This window comes from Sphingomonas oleivorans (assembly GCF_003050615.1).
GTDB classification, from domain to species: Bacteria; Pseudomonadota; Alphaproteobacteria; order Sphingomonadales; family Sphingomonadaceae; genus Sphingomonas_H; species Sphingomonas_H oleivorans.
Map to the genome: position 1 here is coordinate 606,878 of NZ_NWBU01000004.1, position 16,886 is coordinate 623,763.

Sequence of the window (16,886 nt, forward strand, 5' to 3'; positions counted from 1 at the left end):
GGCACGAACCGTAATTTAGTTTCGCATCTGGATCGACTTGGCAACCGCGTATAGGGACTTACCTCAATGCGGTCGCCCAATCTCCGCCCGCATTGGCAATGGCAGGAACGGCGCATGCACCTCCCCCTCGATCACCCTCGGCCCTGCCGGCCTATATCGCCCGAGCCCTGGAAGCGACGAGACATAAAAGCCGAACAGCATGATGAGCGAGAACATGAGCGTGTCGGCTGCTTCCGCCGTGAGATAGAGCAGCATGAATCCGAAAATGTAGAGCGGCGTCTTGGCCGTCGAGGCAGTCCCGAAGCCGCCGACGCGGCGGAGATAATTCCAGATGTTGAGCGCCAGCGTCAGGGCATAGGTCAGAACGATGGCAATGCCCACAAGGCCATTTTCCACCGGCAACCGATGGGTTTCGCCATGCACGTTCATCGCGAAACCGCCAGGAAGATCGCCATAAGCGTTGCGCGCCCAATGCTGATAGCCAGTGGCGCCCATGCCGAAGATGGGATGCTGATGAAACAGCTCATTCGCCTGCCGATTGACGAACTCACGGATCAGATCGCTATAATCCGCCAGATTGGTAATGGCGAAAAATTCACTGGTCCGCAGTTCCGGCGTGCTCTGCGTCAGCGTAAGTATCTGCCGGGCGACATAATCGCCTTCGGGCGCCAGGCTAACATAGCTGCCCAGCGTCGCCGACCCGATGACGAGGACGAGCAGCTTGGTAAGCAGCGACGCGTTGGAGAGCAGGAAGAGCAGCGCGAGCAGCAGATAGGCCTTTCGCTCGCCGCTGATCAGGATCAGCACGGTTAGGAGCCCGATGGCCCCCGCCCATAGCGCCGGCCCCAACCTGCCCTTAATCTCATCCTCCTTGATGAAGAACAGCAGCACGCAGAGCGAGAAGCAAAATTTCGCGTCGTAGAGATATTTCCAGGTGAAATATCGGCCCGTCGACAAATGATAGTAGATCACATGCACGAAAACGGCGATGCCGATAATCAACAACTTCGTAGTGAATAACCTCACGCGCTGCGAGCTGATCCGGGCGAAATAATTTGCAACGACGATCGTCGATCCCAGCACGAGCAGGAACTGGATCGTCCGATAGGCGCCTTCGCTCGCGCTGACCATGAATGCGGTCAGGGTCATCAACGCAACGTAGAGGATGCCGAATATGCCAGGCGGCGTCAGGAAGAAGGATTTGCGCGGGAGGAGCATGCCGACGGCGATGATCCCGGCAAGAATAACTGCGCCAACCGCCGCAAGCTTGTATATCAGGCAGAGAAGAAACAGCAGCGCACCATTTTCGATGCAGAAGCCGACCCATGAATCTTCGAGCGCTTCCGATCGCTTCGACTGCGGCAACGGGCCAGCATGACCGATCTGATACGCCATCTCAGCAGCCTTCCCTAACAAGCCCCACCCACAAAGGATGCGCCAGCATCCCCCCGACGCCGGCGGCCGTCAGCGCCGGGCGGGTACGGGCAAGCTCTCATAACTTGCATCGAGCGCCGCGAACATGGCCGGAAAGGACCATTCGTCGACGGGCGATACCGCCGCGCCCGCGGACAGGCGCGCCAGTTCAGACCGATCGCGAATCAGATCGACCGCCACCCGGGCGACCTCGGCCGCATCCGGAGATGGCACGATCCGGCCGTTCACGCCATGCTGGACGATCTCCTCGATCGCTTCGACCGGACTGACCACCGCGGGCTTGCCCCCGCCCAGATATTGCACCACGACACGCGGCAGCCCCTCGCGCAGCGAGGCCAGGACGCCGATGTCGGACAAGGCGACGACCCGTTCGGGCGTGGGATAATAGCCCAGCAGGACAACACGATCGGCCAGCCCCAGATCCGCGACCTTCTGATGGACGGCCTCCCGATCCGGACCGTCGCCAGCGAAGATCAGGCGAATGGGCTCGCCCGGGCGGGTCGCGGCTGCGAAGCCTTCGAGGAAATCGATATGGCGCTTGCGCGGCTCGAGCGCCGCCAGCATCAGGATCACGCTCGGTTTTTCCTCATCCGGGCCGATACGGAGCATGTCGCGCCAATCATCCGGCCAGGGCGCATCCCGGAATTTGCCGATCTCCATTCCGGAACGCACTACGCGATGCGGCACCTTCCGTCCGATCGAGGCGGTCTCATAGGCCTGTTTCGTGCCATGGCTGACATGGACGAACAGATCGGTGCCGGGCGCCACGGCATGTTCGGCGGCGAGATAGACGAAACGCTCGACCGCACCGACATTGCTGAAAGGCAGCATGTGCACGCCATGGACGATATGCGGCACCTTCACGGCGCGCGCCGCCTGCCGGCCGACAATCCCGGCCTTGCTGGTATGGGTATGGACGATGTCGGGCCGGAGCGCAGCAAAGGCCTTGCGCAATTCGCCATAGGCCTGGACATCCTTCAGCGGATGGATCGGCCGGACGAGCGAGGGAATCAGCTGGAGGCGAACATCCGTGCCCTGGCGCTCATAATAGTCTGGATTGGATTCGGCGCCGTAGAACAGATGGACGCGATGACCGGACCGCGCCTGATGAACGCAACTGCTCCACGTATTCTCCTCCGCCCCGGCGCGAAGAAGACGCGTGATGACATGGACGATGGTCAGCGGCCGCCCCATGATCAGGCGGCCTTTTCGCGATAATACCAGTCGACGAAGGCCTTGACGCCATCCTCCACGCTCGTCGCCGGCCTATAGCCGGTGAGCGCCTCGAGCAGCCCCGCCGCCGCATAGGTGCGCGGTACGTCGCCCGGCTGCATCGGCAGCATCTTGCGGACCGCGGGCTTGCCGACCGCGGCCTCGACCGTCTCGACAAACTCCATCAGGCCGATCGGTTGCCCCCCGCCGATATTGACGACGCGAAACGGCGCATGAGCGGAGAGCGTGTCGATCACATCGGGCTGCGTCACCCGATTCTCCTCGGCGGGCACCACTCCGATCAGCCGGATGATACCTTCCACCAGATCCGCGATATAGGTGAAGTCGCGGCTCATCTGGCCTTCGCCGTAAATCTCGATCGGCCGTCCCTTTTCGATCGCATCGACGAACTTGAACAGCGCCATGTCCGGCCGACCCCAAGGCCCGTAGACGGTGAAGAAGCGAAAGGCCGTCGTCGGAATGCCGTAGAGATGGGCATAGCTATGCGCCATCACCTCCATCGCCTTCTTGCTGGCGGCATAGAGCGTCATCGGCTCGTCCGCCTTGTCGCTTTCGGCGAACGGCACCACCGGATTGGCCCCATAGACCGACGAGGTGGAGGCGAGCAGCAGATGGGCGGGCTTCACCGCCTTGGCGATTTCCAGCACGTTCCACGAGCCGACGAGATTGGCGTCGACATAGGCCTTAGGATTTTCGAGGCTGTAGCGCACGCCCGCCTGCGCGGCGAGATGGACGATCACCTCGGGCTCGGCAAGCTCCGCCGCCTTCGTCAGCGCTGCCTGATCCTCCAGCATGCCGATTACCGGACGGAAGCCGTTCGATCGCGCCAGTATAGCGTGGCGCGCCTCCTTCAGGCCGACGTCATAATAAGGCGTCATCCCGTCGAACCCGACAACGAAATGCCCATCGTCGAGCAGGCGCTTTGCCAGATGGAAGCCGATGAATCCCGCCGTACCGGTAATCAGAAATCGCATCGATGAAGCCCCCAATATCCAGCTTGGGCTGCCGACCACCCATGCCGCATCGCAGCAGGGAGCGATCTTCAGAACCTATTTCAATTCACAATCACATTTGAGCCGTCAAGCTTTTCCAGCCGATGAACGAAGCAAATCGCGGATCGGACTGACCTGGCACCCAAATTATCGATGATGCGACGCACAAAATCTACCTGCCATATATCATCACAAGGCGACGAAATGATCGACCAGATAGGCGATCAGAGACCCGCCTATCAATGTGGCCCAGACCATGATCCATGTCGGACGATAATGGATCGTGAAGTAGCGGCGGCCGAAATATTGCGTCGACAGAGCGAAGACAGCGCTTCCGCAGACCGAGGCATAGGGCACCGCGGTGACCCCACCCAGCCTGGCGAAGACATAGCTCAGGACAAGGCAGATCGCCGCGGACAGGCTGGTCAGGGGGATGATCATCGCCGATCGCTTGGCGACGAAGAAGCCCACGCCCAGGATCCAATAATAGGATGTCAGCCATCCCGCGACCGCGACCGGGATGATCGCCGAATAATAATCGACATAGGCGCCCTCCTGATCGATCAGATGGGCGATCGGCCGATGCAGCAGGACCAGCCCCACAAAGGCGGCCGTCGAGCAGGCCATGTAGATCATCGCCATCTGGCCCGCGGCGCGATCGTCGCCATTGCGCGCGCAACGAAGCAGCGCCGGAAACCATGCCTTCTGGATCGGCATCAGCGCCATCTTGAGAAGCTCGCCAAGGCGCGACAGGAAAGTATAGGCACCCGTTGCCGCCAGCCCGAAGGTGAACAGGACGATCCATCGTCCGCCCATATTGTTGAGCTCGGACATGGAGCGATGAACGACGAGCGGCACCGAATAGCGCATGATTTCGCCCATCCGGTCCATCTTCACCCCATATCGCCTGAGCGAGGTGAAGGAGAACCACAGGAAGAGCGGCGCCCATCCGAGAAGCTGACACAGACCCGAAATCACCAGCTTGTCGCGCGCGAAAGGCAATAGCAGGACCAGGAACAGCAGATTCAGCGCACTGGGCAGCGCCTCCAATATCGATTGCGCCATCGATTTCTGCTGCATGCGCAATATTTCGAGCTCCATATAGACCAGAGCCCGGATGACGAAGGAGAAGGTGTAGAGCTGAAATGCGGTGGTCGACAGGCCGAGGCCGATACGATCCAGGAACGATCCCGGCATCAGCAGCAGGATCGCGGCACCGACCGCCGTATAGATCAGACAGAAGGCCGTCCCAGTCGCTCGAATGGTGTCGCTGGAATCGGGATCATCGCCAACATAGCGCGGCACACCGATCCGCGGCACGCCCAGCGTGAACATATCAGTGATGAGGAAGCCGAGCATGATCATCGTGCCGACGAAGCCCAGTCCCGCCGGATCGAGGCTGTTCACCAGGATCGCGAAGGAGACGACATCCAGCCCCTTGAGCGCCACCTGGCCGACGCCATAGGTGACGAGATCCCTGATGAAGGTCGAATGCCGCTTCAGCGACTTCGCCATCTTGCCGCTTCCGGCGACGTAAGCGGCGTCAGACGCCTGGATACGGTCAGTCACCACCTGATGTCCCGTTACTCACCCACCATGGCTCATGCGCATACGGGCATCATCTCCAGTCCGACCGATATTGTTCTGTTATCTTATAAAATGGAGGGGAAGGAAGCGCCCCGCCTAGGGATTCGTGGCCCCGGCAAAATCGGCCGACGCCTTGCTCGCTTTGCCTCCAACCGAAGTCAGGAAATCCATCACAATCTTCCTGTTCTCGCGCGCCATTTCGATGACCCGCGTCGGCACCTGGACTTCCTGCCCGACCAGCCCCTCGACGGACTTCAGCGCCTGCTGGACGCTTTCGGGCGTCCAATCCCAGAGCGGCAGGCATCGATCCGAAGCACCGATCTGCCGGAAGAAACGGGCCGTCTTGGGATGGGTGGCGATGGAAAGGACCGGTCGCCGACGCGTCGACCCGACAATCCCGACATGCAGCTTGGTGGTGATGATGAGATCGGATGCCGAAAGCACTCCGAACAGATCGTCCACCCCGCCATATCTGTAGACACTCGCGAAAGGCAGGTCCACGATGAACTTCTGCGCTTCCTCGAGCTGCTGCTTCACTACGGGCGTGTTGCGCTGGTCGGTGATCATCAGCACATAATAGCCGTTCCGCTCGACCCATTCGCGCAACGTGCCCAGCATATAGGCCCATTGTTCGGTGCTGGCGCTCTGCTGATCGAGGTGGAGCGAGACGATCGGGCGGCCATCCGCCAGACCGCGCGTCCGCTCAAGCGCGGCCTGCGTCTCCGCGCTCATTTCGGCATCCCAGAGCGAGACGGCCGCATCCGCGGTAACCTTGATAGTCCGAGAAACACCGTTCGCCTTGAGGAAGGCATGGCTCTCATCATCGCGCACCGCGACCACGCGCGCCATCTTGCAGAGCGTGGTCGCAGCGATACGCGCCGGGATGTTCGAGATCTGGCCGCACCCGACACCAATCACACCGACCGGTTTCCGCGACAGGAGGAAGCCCGGCGCCGGCTTCAGATGGTTGCGCATCATCCTGAAGCCCCAGCGCCATCGTCCGAGGAAGGAGCGTGACGGCTCCCCGAAATAGCCGCCACCGATATAGAGAAGCGCATCGGCATCCGAAAAGGAGCCCGGCTTGTCGAGCAGCATCTGCGGATAAACGCTTTGCGAGGCGAACGGCGCGACGACCTCGCAACCACTGCTCCGCACCCAGTCCGCAAAAATGCGACCAAGAAGCACATCGCCGAAATTGTCGACATTGAGAGCGCCTTGCAAGGCGATTACTGTCATGATCGTTCCTCGACTTCAGGCTGAATACGAATTGCCAGATCTTTCACTCATTTGCCGAGTTCGGCAGAGAGCGTATCCCCATTGTGCCCGCGCGCAGAGTGCGGCCAATTTGCAGAAAAAGTCCAGATGGAAAAACCGGAGCTAAGCGAAACAAAAGCGCCCCGCCGATTCATGACGAACGGGAACTGATACCGGTAACGCGAATGTCATGGAAACCATGGCCGCAAGGCCGCCGCCCGACCATTCGCATCTTGCCGAATATCATCGCCCGCGCCGCTCGCGCGCCTTGTCGAGCGCGGCGATGGTGCGCGTCGCCGTGGCATCGATGCCCACCCGATCCTCGGCGAAACGGCGGGCAGCGCGCGCCATGGCCATGCGCTTCTCCACGGAAAGATCGAGCGCCCGCACCATCGCCTCACGCAACCCTGCGGCGCTGATGTCGCGAACGACAAAGCCGGTCTCTCCATCGCGCACCACATCCTCGACGCCGCTCGCCGCAAAGAGAATCGGGATGCAGCCGGCCGACATGGCTTCGAGCAGCGAATTGGACTGTCCCTCGCGCAACGACGCCGACATGAAGAAGTCGCTCGGCATCAGATGCGGATAGACGTCGCTCGCGAAACCCGGAAATTCGAATTGTCCGGCGACGCCGGCCGCTTCTGCCCGGGCGCTCAGCGTCTCGCGCTCGGCCCCGTCGCCCACAAAGGCGAATGTGAAGCTGCGCCCGGCCAGGGCAAGTCCCTCCGCTCCCTCGTAAAGCATCGCGACATTCTTGTCGGATATCATGCGGCCGGTGAAGACGAAGCGGTCGCCGTTGCGCGTGCCTATCGCTTCTTTCACCTCGTCGAGCGGTGGCAGTTGCACGCCGTTGGGAAAGGCCGCGATCCGCTCGGTGGACACACCGAGCGCGGCCAGATCCTTCTCGATCTGGATGCCGTTAGCGACGAATATGTCCACCCGGCGAAGCAACAGCCGCTTCACCCAGGCGCCGTAAAAATATCGCTTCTCGTCGAGGGCGATGAAATCCGACGCCTCGCCCCCGCCGCCGAGCTTGATCAGCAGCGGCGAATCGAGACGCGAGGCGACCAGCGCCGGCGCCAGCGCATGAAGCCGCGCATGGAAGGCATAGACGGGCACGCCGCGAAACGCCTCGCCGCCATAGCGGCGGTAGAATTCGGACGTCCAGCGGAACAGGGAGGCGATGCGGCGCCCGCCATAATTGGGATAATGCTTCACCCGGATACGTTCGATCCGACCGAAGGCGGCCGGTTCGGAAAGGACCGTATCCGTCCATATGGTCGGCGCCACGATAGTGACGTCCACCCCCTGGCGCCCCAGCGCCTCGGCGAGGATCTTGGCCTGCCGCTCGGCGCCGCCATAGCTGTCCGGAAAATAAGCGGCCACAACGAGAATCAGCTTGCGGCTCGCCTCCTCGGCCTCGGCGACCCGCGCGCTCATTGCCCGGCTCCGGCTGGCGCGAGAAGCTCGGGGAAGGTGCCCTCGGCGCAGGCGCGCCAATTGAAGCCGCGGGCGCGGGCAAAGGCGGCCGCGCCGAGCTCCGCGCGCCATGCGGGATCGCGCGCAAGCGCGGCCACCGCATCCGCCATCGCGCCAAGCGCCTCGGGCGCAAAGAGCAGCGGGCTATCCTCGCCCACCACTTCGGGAATACCGCCGACATGGCTGGCGATCGACGGACAATGCTGCGCGCCCGCCTCCACCAGGACGAGACCGAATCCCTCTATCTTGGTGGGCAACGGCCGAGCGCAGAGGATATGGGCCAGCGCCCGCTTGTAGAGCAGCCTGATATCCTCGTCGGAAAGCCGGCCGGTGAGGATCAGCCGGACACCCGCCGCCGCCGCCGCCGCTTTCACCTGATCCGCATAATCATCGCTCTCGACCCGCCCGGCAACGATATAGACCAGCCCCTCGACGCCATGCCGTGCCTGCGCATCCGCGAGCAGCTGCACGGTTTCGAGCTGCCCCTTGCGATCCTCGATCCGGCCGACCGTCACGACGATCCGCGCATCCTGCGGCAAGGCGGCCAGAGCGACATTCTCGAACGTCTCGGGCGGCGGCGCGAACCAGGCCTCGTCCACCCCCAGATAATTGACCTTGCCCTGCGGGACATGGCCGAAACTATCCTCGAAAATGGCCAGGGTAGCGGCCGAATTGGTCGAGACCATCTCGCTCCGGCAATAGGCCGCACGCACGATCGTACGCATCAGCGACTTGCGCTTGAACTTGATCGCCTCGCTGCCATGCACCATCACGCGATAGGGTCGCCCCGTCAGCCGCGAGAAGAGCGAGGCCAGCAGCACCGAGCGGATATCGGCCGCCAGAAACACGGCACTGCGCGGCGAGGCCATCAGCAGCCGCAGCACCTTGAGCGCGGTCGCCGGCGCAATCTTGTGATGGCGCAATATGCGATGCGTGTCCGGCGCCGGCCGCTGCGGCAGATCGGGATAATCGGGCACGATCGCAGTGGTCCGCACGCCGGCCGCGCGGAGCTGCTCCACGAGATTGCCCGCATAGGAACCCGTGCCCCCCGGAAAGGGCGGATATTCGCAGGACAATATGATCGCCTCGCGCCGGGCCACCGACGCGCTCATGCGTTGCCGCTCCCGATCGCGGCACGGCGGGCGGAAAGAAGCGGCTTCAGCAGCAAATTGGCCGGCCCCGCGAGGAAGGACGCCACCACCCATGACGTCCAGGCGCGAATGTTCCACGCATCGAGCTTGGTCGCCAGCCGGAGATGCGCGACCGCGCCCTCCCGGTCGCCGGCGAGGAATTTATAGTTGCCGAGCTTGCGGGCCCGCTCGGCCAGGCGGCGCGGCACGATCGGCAGCAGCCGCGTCTCCTCCGCCGCGAACTTGAATGCGACATAGGCGTGATGTGCCATCAGATCCTTTCGCCCGCCGGTGATGCTCGTCGTCCGGTTGCGCTTGTAGAGCAGCGGCGCATCCACGAGCGCGAACCGGCAGACGCGCGACAGACGCAGATAGAAATCAGTATCCTCGAACACGCGGACCGCCGCATCGAATCGCCCCGCCGCCTCAAATGCATCGCGTCGCAGCAGGATTGTCGAAGGGATGATCGGCGGATCGTTCAGGAAATAGGTCAATGTCAGATCCGTGTTGCGCGTAATGTCGAGCACGCCGGCCGCGCGCGCGGCGCTCAGATCCTGATTCGGGAAAGTATAATAATCGGCATAGACGAGACCGACCCCTGCATCGCGATCAAGCAGCGGCAACTGCTTCTCCAGCTTGTCGGGCGTCCAGAGATCGTCACCATCGAGAATCGCCAGATAGGGAGAGGTGCAGCGCGTCGCGGCGAGATTACGGTTGCCGGGAAGGCCGAGCCCGCCCTCGCCGTAGATCACCTCGATCCTGGGGTCGAGCGCCTCGATCGCGTGCAAAACGGCGATCGTATCGGGCGCAGAGCCGTCGTCGGCGATGACGATCCGGTCGATCACATCGGCGCGAGTCTGATCGAGAACGGAGCGCACTGCCGCCTCGATATAAGGTCCTTCATTGTAACAGGTCATGATGACCGAGCACGTCATGCCGAAACTTCCCCGCCCGAACATGGTGTGTTCGCCAGACGTAGGCGAATAAACTATTGCCGACAAGACGCTTCCTACAGCCCGAGGCGATAGACGAAGAACGAATCCGTTCCAGACAGAAAATGAAATGAACTCGTCATGTTGAAGGGGGCTGGTCAGATATTAACAATCGCGCAATCATTATGCTAAGATAGTCGAGGGGGAGATCGGCAAGGCCGGGGGCAGGCGATACGTTTGACGACGTAGAGCATGGCTATCCGGCCAATCATTGCCAAAAATTCGCCGCGGAAACATCCGGCCGGATCGGACGCCCGTTCGCCAGCCGATGTCGCCCGGAGGACAATGATACGGAATCAGCGCTGTTTCACTGTAGGGCGGGAGAATCCATGAAGTATCGGAGCGATATTGACGGGCTGAGAGCGGTCGCCGTCCTTTCGGTCATCCTTTTCCATATCGGATTCCGAGTCTTCTCGGGTGGTTATGTCGGCGTCGATGTCTTCTTCGTGATCTCGGGCTACCTCATCACCGCGATATTGAAGAGTGACGCCGAGACAGGGCAGTTCTCGATCGTAAAATTCTACGAACGCCGCATCCGACGTATATTTCCCGCTCTGTTCTGCATGATGCTTGCGACAAGCATCGTCGCCCTACTTATCTTCCTGCCCGATGACCTCGCCGGCTATGGCGGAAGCGTCTGGGCTGCAACCCTATCCGTCTCAAACATCCTGTTCTGGGACCAGGCCGATTATTTCGATGCGCCGGCGGAAATGAAGCCACTGCTCCATACCTGGTCGCTCTCGGTCGAGGAGCAATTCTATCTCTTCTTCCCGCTCTTCCTGATCCTGGCCTATCGCTATGGCTCGCGGCGCTTCCTGTCTGGAACGATTATCGCTGTCGCGCTGACCTCCTTCGCGCTCAGCATCTGGGCGGCTGACAGGGTGCCCGTCGCGGCTTTCTATCTGCTGCCGACGCGTGCGTGGGAATTGTTGCTCGGCTCGATCCTGGCGCTCGGTATCGTGCCGCCGCTCCGCTCCCGTCCGGCTGCGGAGGCCTGCGGCATGGCTGGGCTGGCGCTCATCGCCATCGCCGTCTTCACCTATGACAGCAAGACGATCTTTCCGGGCCTTGCGGCGCTGCCACCCTGCCTCGGCGCGGTGCTGATCATCCATTCCGGCCAGCATCTGAAGGACGGGCTCGCCCAACGCATCCTGGGCTCGCCGCCGGCCCGATTCATCGGCCTGATCTCCTTCTCGCTCTATCTCTGGCATTGGCCGCTGATCGTCTTCGCCAAATATCTAAGCATCGATCCCCTCGCGACGCCGGTGGTACTGCTCGTCCTCACCCTCACCTTCGTCCTCGCCTATCTGTCCTGGCGATTCGTCGAGCAGCCGTTCCGCCATCCCGGCGGCGGCTGGACACGGGCGAGAATCTTTACCTTCGGCTTCGCCTCAATGATCGCCGCGGTCATCTTCGGCGGATCCATCTCGCTGGCGCAGGGCTTTCCCGGGCGTATGCCGGAGCAAGTGCTGCGCATAGCCGACGAAAAAAGCTATCTGGATGCTGACCGCAGCTGCCATCAAGCCTTCCTGAAGCAGATAACGGCGGAAAAGCTGTGCATCAGGGGAGCCTCCGGCCGCGCACCCAGCTTCCTACTGGTCGGCGACAGTCATGCCGGCGCGGTTGCAGGCAGCGTGTTCGAGGCAGCGGCCCGCAAGGGCCTGTCGGGCGTCCAACTCAGCGATTCGGGCTATCGCCCGATGCCGGGCTTCCTGAAGCATGGCGAGCAAGCCAAATATGCCTGGATGCACAAGCAGTTGGTCCGCGTCCTAGAAGAACGGCCGAGCATCCGGACCGTTCTTGTCGTGATCTACTGGCATCAGGCCGTGGACAGCACCGAATATTATAATGCTCAAGGGCGACGACTGAGCGGCCGTGACGGCACGAGCCAGGGTCTCACTGCACTCGTCAACGCCTATCCTGATCGTCATTTCATTTTCATGACCGCGCCGGCCATGTCGATGACGTTCGGCGCAAATCCGGCCGCCCGCGCCGCGCTGTTCGGCTATGATTATGCGCCTTCCGTTCCGTTGGCGGATTTTCATGCCATGGAGGCTTCCTATCGTCCGATCATGGCCGATCTGGCACAGCATGCGAATGTCGACGTAATGGACATTACCAATCTGCTGTGCGGGGCCGGGGGGTGCTCGGGGCTGATCGGCGGGCAGCTTGCCTATCGCGACAATAATCACCTGTCGACGGCGGCAGCCAGGGCTTTGATCCCCGCCTTCGAGGCGGCTTTGACGATGTCCCATCCGCCTGCGCAGGAGCGGCTGACGCTCGACGCCCCGGCGCAGGCGGATGGGCGGGTCCGCCCCGCCCATTGGTAGCCTATTTGGCGGTGCTGCTCTTGAGTGGCAGCAGGAAGCGAAGCCTGCTGACCATATCGGCGGCCGCCGATGAGCCGGCAGAGGCTCCGCCTGTCCAAGCCTGCGCATTGCCGACGCCGAGAAGTGCCGCATAGAGGCATCCCACCGCCGGAATCTGAATGCTGAAATCAGTAAGCGCATGGACTCCGACGAGGACCGAAGCGGCGAAGGCGAGCGAGGGAAAGACGCTGTCACGGTTGCGCCGATAGGCGCCGACAAGGCAGAGGAGCGCAAGCCAGACGATGACCGCAGCCAGCATCGCCGCCGCTGGCAGGCCGAGTTCAGCGGCAAGCTCCAAATAGCTGTTATGCGCGAGCGTGAAGGTCTGACGACCCGGCAATGTCATGTCGCGATAGAGGGGCAGGAGGCTCGCAAATCCGCCATAGCCCTGCCCCGTCCATGGCGCGCTGTCGATCATGCGCCTGGTCAGTTCAAACAGCGGCAGACGATCGATTCCGTCCGTCCCCTCGAGCCGATCAAGCAGGCCGTCGCCACTGGAGCCGACAAGTGGCAGAGCCGCGAGCAGCGAGATGATAAGCGCAATCAGTCGCGCCCGCAGCGTCACGATCGCGCGTCCCACGAGGATCAGCGTCAGTAATCCGATCGCGGTCGCCGCAAAACCCATACGCGAATGACTTTGCAGCCAAGCCATGGCGATCACGATCAGGAGCGTTCCGAACAGAGCAGGCGCGCCGCGCAGCGCTTCGAAGAAACGTCCGATGCGGCTGAGCGACGGATCGGCATATCGCCAGTTCCGCCGAAACAGATGGATGGTCAGGGCAAAGACCGTAAGCAGCCCGAGGCCAGCGAAGGTGGCATAGCTGTTGCGATTGACGAAGGTGCCCGTCACATCGTCCAGATAGGCCCAACGCTCATACCAGAGCAGCAGCCTGTTGCCAGCGATATAGTTGATAAGACCGTATAGCGCATAGGCACCCGAGGAAATGCCGATCCAGCGCAGCAGTTGAAATGCGCGATCCCTGTCCCGCCCGAACTGCAAGGCGAGCCAGAATATGCCGCCAAAGGTCAGGAGCCGGATCAGTGAAGCGAGCCCGTCCTGCGGCGCGATGGTAACGCTAGCCGCGAGCGGCCTGCCGAGCGCGGTGCCCGCGATCGTCCAGAGCGGATGCGCCCAGCCCTGCACCGGCGTGGTGATCGCCTGAAGCAGCACCCAGATGACCACGACGAAATAACCGATCACGGCTGGCCACAACATGCCCCGCCAGACGATAGGCACGCGTCTCGCCGCCGCAAGCCACGCCCAACCGAGAAGGAGCAGAGCGATGACCAACCCCGCGAGGCTCCAGGCCCAGGGACGATAGCCGCCGAACGGCAAAGCCAGGAGGCTCAACGTCAGGAGCAGCGCGATCCACGGCGCACGTATCATCAAAGCCCGGCCTTTCGCTTGGCGACGAGCTTGGCATAAGCGCTCTCGAAATTTCGAGACAATTCGGGTTCGGACCACAAGGCCGCGCGGATGAAGGGCTCGGCTGCATTCGCGCGCGCGACCTTCGCCACACCCGATCGGCTATTCCGCATGCTCAGCCGCACCTGATCCGCGAGCAACTCGGCAAGCTCGGGATCAACGATGGGGAACATGCGAAAGCCGAGTTCGAGCCGCGCGTTCATCAGCCCGGGGACATAGCGCCCAGTAAGCACCGACATCTGCCAGGCCTGCTGCGCGCCTCGCTTGTCGTTCGCGGCCAGCCGCAGCGCGGCGAGGCGCGCCCAATTATAGGGTGAGGCCGGCGCCGCGGCCAAGGCATCACGCAGCAGCCGTTCGACATCCGCCACATCCCCGGCCGATCGTCTCTGGCTCGACGTCAATTCGAACAGGGCGATCGCCGCATTCGTCCGGTAGCGGGCGGATTCGAAGAACGCTGCCGCGCGCTGATTGGCGCGCGCCGCATCGAGCAATGCATCGCGCGATGGCGATTGCCGTTCCTGGATCTGCGCGAGCGTCGTATCCGCCGAAAGCGCGGTGCATGCGGCGATGAACGAAGGAAGCGACAGCGACAAAAGCAGAATGGCCGGAATGAGGGCAATCAAGATTGGCGCGAGGCGCATCCCGCCACCTCTATGAAGGCGGGTCACGCCTTCGCGCCCTCTGCTTTCGCTATCCCTTGCGAATGGCTCCCCGCTGCCATGGCACCAAAACCCCCTCAGGCTTTGGTGCCATAATAAGCGCCATATCGCGAATAATGATAGCCATAGTCGCCATAGCCGTAATTGGCCTGGCGGGAGATATCGACGCGGCTCAACACCGAGCCGACCAGCGGCGCGCCGACGCGATAGATCTGCTTTATCACATTCTGGACGACCGGCACCGGCGTATGCCCCCAGCGCACGACCAACACCATCTTGTCAACCATCTTGGCGATGATCTGGCTGTCGGTCATCGGCACGAAGGGCGGCGTATCGATCACGACCAGATCGAATTCGGCGCGCAGCCTTTCCAGCAAGCTCGCCATGTGATCGGATCGCAACAGATCAGGCGGATTAATGGCGCCATGACCCGCTGGCAGGACAAGCATGCCGCTCTTGTCGTCCTGCTGCAGCGCCGCCTCAAGGCTCACCTCGCCGCTCAGCACCTGCACCAGACCGACATGATTCTCGACGCCCAGCGCCTGATGCACGCGCGGATGCCGCATATCAGCATCGATGAGCAGCGTACGCGCGCCGGACTGGGCGGACACTCGGGCAAGGCCAACGCTGACGAAGGTCTTTCCTTCCGCCGGCACGGAGGAGGACAGCATCACCAGCTTGGGCGGATTATCGACATCCGACAGCGCCAGTGCGCTCCGCAAGGTTCTAAGCGATTCCGCAGCCATCGCCTGTGGGCGGGCGGTCACCACTTCCTCGGGTCGCTCATAGCCGCCCGTCACGACCGGGACGAAAGCCAGGGTTGCGCCGCCGCCAAGCCCCTCGAGCGCCTCGGCACCGCGCACCGTGTTATCCAGCTTCTCCAGGGCGAGCGAAAGCAGGATGCCGATCACGAGTCCCGCCATGGCCGCCGCTCCGATCGTCGACGTGACACGCGGATAGGTCGCGTTGAGCGGCACGATCGCGGAAGAGACGATACGCGAATCCGCGGTCTGGACATCGACCTGCTGACGCGTCTCCTTCAGCCGGTTGAGGAACAGCTCATAGACCGACTTGTTGGAGTCCGCCTCGCGCTGCAATTCACGAAGCCGGACACTCGCCTGGCCACCGCGACTGACCCGTCCCTCGATGGACCCGAGGCTCGACGCGAGCGTCGATTCCCTTGCCCGCGCAATGGCGACGTCATTGGCAGCGGAAGCAGCCACCTTGCGAACCTCATCCTGGATCTTGCTGCGCAGATCGCGCAGTTCGGCATTGGCATTGATGATGCGCGGATGCCGCTCGCCATAGGTCGCCTGCAGCTCGGCGAGCTTGCGAAGCACTTCGCTTTCCTGTTCGCGCAGGCGTTGGATCAGCGGCGATTCCAGGATCGCGCCAGATGTCTCCACGCCATTCTCGCCGCCACCGGAGCTCAGCGCGCGGAGCTGCGCAAGCTGGGCTTCCTTCGCGGCGCGCTCCGATCGGGCGACGATGAGCTGGGAGTTCAGCTCCGAAAGCTGCTGCGTATCGATGGTGCTTCCGTCTACGGCCCCGACCAGGCCACTCTGGGAGCGATAGAGTTCGGCCGCCCGGTCAGACTGCACCGCCTGCGCGCGTAGCTCGTCGACGCGGTCCTGCAGATAGGCTGAGGCACGACGCGTGGCCTCATATTTCGCATCGATGCCGTCCTGAATGTAGAGGTCGGCGAGCGCATTGGCCATCGCCGTCGCCTTCTGCGGATCAGAAGAGGTCGCGGTGATCGACAGGACATAAGAGCGCGGCACCGCCTCGATGGCAAAGGCCTTGGCGACGGCGGACACGATCGCCGTCCGCCGCTCCGCCGCCTTCAATGGGCTGAGCTTGCCTTCGGGCACCTTCGGCTTTTCCTGCCCGAACCAGCTCTTGGGATTCCACAGGACGAAGCCGCCACTCTTGCGAAGCGCAGAATTAAATTCCGGATCGCGATCCAGCTTCAGCCGATCCACCACCTGTTCCGCCAGCCGGGTAGCGCGCAGGATGGAAACCTGCGTTTCCATCGTCGCCGTATCGGGCGCGAGATTGCTGACGACGTCCTGAACGTCGACCAGCTGTCCCTTTTGCGTCTGTACGGCAACCGTTGCCGTGGCCGAATAGCGCGGAGTTGCCTGCAGCACGACTAGCGCCGCAATCAGCGCCACGATCAGCGCGGTGCCGAGAATATATGCCCACCGCCTGCGGAAGAAGCGGAAGATCTCGCTAAGCTCCGCGCGGGGCTCCTGCGTGGCAAGACCCGTTTCGTGAAACGGCAGGGCGGACGCATATACCATGACGCTCAACTCGCTTGGGGCGGAATTC

12 protein-coding genes are annotated in these 16,886 nt (G+C 62.4%); 1 reads left to right on the plus strand and 11 read right to left on the minus strand.

Going from position 1 to position 16,886, the window contains the following annotated elements; translation table 11 throughout:
• Nucleotides 1-63: 63 nt before the first annotated feature.
• The 8 genes from CLG96_RS03125 to CLG96_RS03160 all read right to left on the minus strand — a co-directional run bounded on the left by CLG96_RS03125 (nucleotide 64) and on the right by CLG96_RS03160 (nucleotide 10,044).
• Entirely contained in the window at nucleotides 64-1,395 is a 1,332-nt protein-coding gene (locus CLG96_RS03125; protein ID WP_107966369.1) for an O-antigen ligase family protein, read from the minus strand.
• A 69-nt stretch (nucleotides 1,396-1,464) separates the two neighbouring features.
• Nucleotides 1,465-2,628 carry a glycosyltransferase gene (locus tag CLG96_RS03130; RefSeq protein ID WP_107966370.1) on the minus strand — a complete coding sequence of 388 codons (1,164 nt, stop codon included), beginning with the start codon at nucleotides 2,626-2,628 and terminating at the stop codon, nucleotides 1,465-1,467.
• 2 nt (nucleotides 2,629-2,630) lie between these two features.
• The gene (locus CLG96_RS03135; RefSeq protein ID WP_107966371.1) at nucleotides 2,631-3,641 is read right to left on the minus strand and encodes an NAD-dependent epimerase; all 1,011 of its coding nucleotides are present in this window, start codon (nucleotides 3,639-3,641) and stop codon (nucleotides 2,631-2,633) included.
• 207 nt (nucleotides 3,642-3,848) lie between these two features.
• Nucleotides 3,849-5,174: a lipopolysaccharide biosynthesis protein gene (locus CLG96_RS03140; protein ID WP_133175326.1), complete on the minus strand. Its 1,326-nt coding sequence runs from the start codon at nucleotides 5,172-5,174 to the stop codon at nucleotides 3,849-3,851.
• Between the two features lie 168 nt (nucleotides 5,175-5,342).
• Entirely contained in the window at nucleotides 5,343-6,482 is a 1,140-nt protein-coding gene (locus CLG96_RS03145) for a polysaccharide pyruvyl transferase family protein (protein WP_107966373.1), read from the minus strand.
• Nucleotides 6,483-6,743: 261 nt separating this feature from the next.
• Nucleotides 6,744-7,940, minus strand: a complete 1,197-nt coding sequence (locus CLG96_RS03150; protein ID WP_165799501.1) for a glycosyltransferase — start codon at nucleotides 7,938-7,940, stop codon at nucleotides 6,744-6,746.
• The gene (locus tag CLG96_RS03155; protein ID WP_165799502.1) at nucleotides 7,937-9,091 is read right to left on the minus strand and encodes a glycosyltransferase family 4 protein; all 1,155 of its coding nucleotides are present in this window, start codon (nucleotides 9,089-9,091) and stop codon (nucleotides 7,937-7,939) included. Before CLG96_RS03155 ends, CLG96_RS03150 begins: the two co-directional genes overlap by 4 nt.
• Nucleotides 9,088-10,044 (minus strand): glycosyltransferase family 2 protein, encoded by a 957-nt coding sequence (locus CLG96_RS03160; RefSeq protein ID WP_165799503.1) that lies wholly within the window; start codon nucleotides 10,042-10,044, stop codon nucleotides 9,088-9,090. Before CLG96_RS03160 ends, CLG96_RS03155 begins: the two co-directional genes overlap by 4 nt.
• Before the next feature lie 386 nt (nucleotides 10,045-10,430).
• On the opposite strand from CLG96_RS03160, the gene CLG96_RS03165 reads away from it, so the two are divergent.
• Nucleotides 10,431-12,431: an acyltransferase family protein gene (locus CLG96_RS03165; RefSeq protein WP_107966377.1), complete on the plus strand. Its 2,001-nt coding sequence runs from the start codon at nucleotides 10,431-10,433 to the stop codon at nucleotides 12,429-12,431.
• A gap of 1 nt (nucleotide 12,432) precedes the next feature.
• On the opposite strand, the gene CLG96_RS03170 is transcribed toward CLG96_RS03165, so the two are convergent.
• The 3 genes from CLG96_RS03170 to CLG96_RS03180 form a co-directional block, all read right to left on the minus strand.
• Nucleotides 12,433-13,857, minus strand: coding sequence for an O-antigen ligase family protein (locus CLG96_RS03170; protein ID WP_107966378.1), 1,425 nt, complete (start codon nucleotides 13,855-13,857; stop codon nucleotides 12,433-12,435).
• On the minus strand, nucleotides 13,857-14,537 hold the full coding sequence (locus CLG96_RS03175; RefSeq protein ID WP_107966379.1) for a hypothetical protein: 681 nt from the start codon (nucleotides 14,535-14,537) through the stop codon (nucleotides 13,857-13,859). The genes CLG96_RS03170 and CLG96_RS03175 overlap by 1 nt, the downstream gene beginning before the upstream one ends.
• A 95-nt stretch (nucleotides 14,538-14,632) precedes the next feature.
• Nucleotides 14,633-16,858 carry a GumC family protein gene (locus CLG96_RS03180; protein WP_107966380.1) on the minus strand — a complete coding sequence of 742 codons (2,226 nt, stop codon included), beginning with the start codon at nucleotides 16,856-16,858 and terminating at the stop codon, nucleotides 14,633-14,635.
• Between the last annotated feature and the right edge of the window lie 28 nt (nucleotides 16,859-16,886).

What these genes read in the sequence shown, in the direction of transcription:
- CLG96_RS03130 (WP_107966370.1), bottom strand. Translation starts at nt 2,628, where the DNA reads ATGGGGCGGCCGCTGACCATCGTCCATGTCATCACGCGTCTTCTTCGC.
- CLG96_RS03150 (WP_165799501.1), bottom strand. Translation starts at nt 7,940, where the DNA reads ATGAGCGCGCGGGTCGCCGAGGCCGAGGAGGCGAGCCGCAAGCTGATT.
- CLG96_RS03175 (WP_107966379.1), bottom strand. Translation starts at nt 14,537, where the DNA reads ATGCGCCTCGCGCCAATCTTGATTGCCCTCATTCCGGCCATTCTGCTT.
- CLG96_RS03135 (WP_107966371.1), bottom strand. Translation starts at nt 3,641, where the DNA reads ATGCGATTTCTGATTACCGGTACGGCGGGATTCATCGGCTTCCATCTG.
- CLG96_RS03165 (WP_107966377.1), top strand. Translation starts at nt 10,431, where the DNA reads ATGAAGTATCGGAGCGATATTGACGGGCTGAGAGCGGTCGCCGTCCTT.
- CLG96_RS03170 (WP_107966378.1), bottom strand. Translation starts at nt 13,857, where the DNA reads ATGATACGTGCGCCGTGGATCGCGCTGCTCCTGACGTTGAGCCTCCTG.
- CLG96_RS03140 (WP_133175326.1), bottom strand. Translation starts at nt 5,174, where the DNA reads ATGGCGAAGTCGCTGAAGCGGCATTCGACCTTCATCAGGGATCTCGTC.
- CLG96_RS03125 (WP_107966369.1), bottom strand. Translation starts at nt 1,395, where the DNA reads ATGGCGTATCAGATCGGTCATGCTGGCCCGTTGCCGCAGTCGAAGCGA.
- CLG96_RS03180 (WP_107966380.1), bottom strand. Translation starts at nt 16,858, where the DNA reads ATGGTATATGCGTCCGCCCTGCCGTTTCACGAAACGGGTCTTGCCACG.
- CLG96_RS03145 (WP_107966373.1), bottom strand. Translation starts at nt 6,482, where the DNA reads ATGACAGTAATCGCCTTGCAAGGCGCTCTCAATGTCGACAATTTCGGC.
- CLG96_RS03155 (WP_165799502.1), bottom strand. Translation starts at nt 9,091, where the DNA reads ATGAGCGCGTCGGTGGCCCGGCGCGAGGCGATCATATTGTCCTGCGAA.
- CLG96_RS03160 (WP_165799503.1), bottom strand. Translation starts at nt 10,044, where the DNA reads ATGACGTGCTCGGTCATCATGACCTGTTACAATGAAGGACCTTATATC.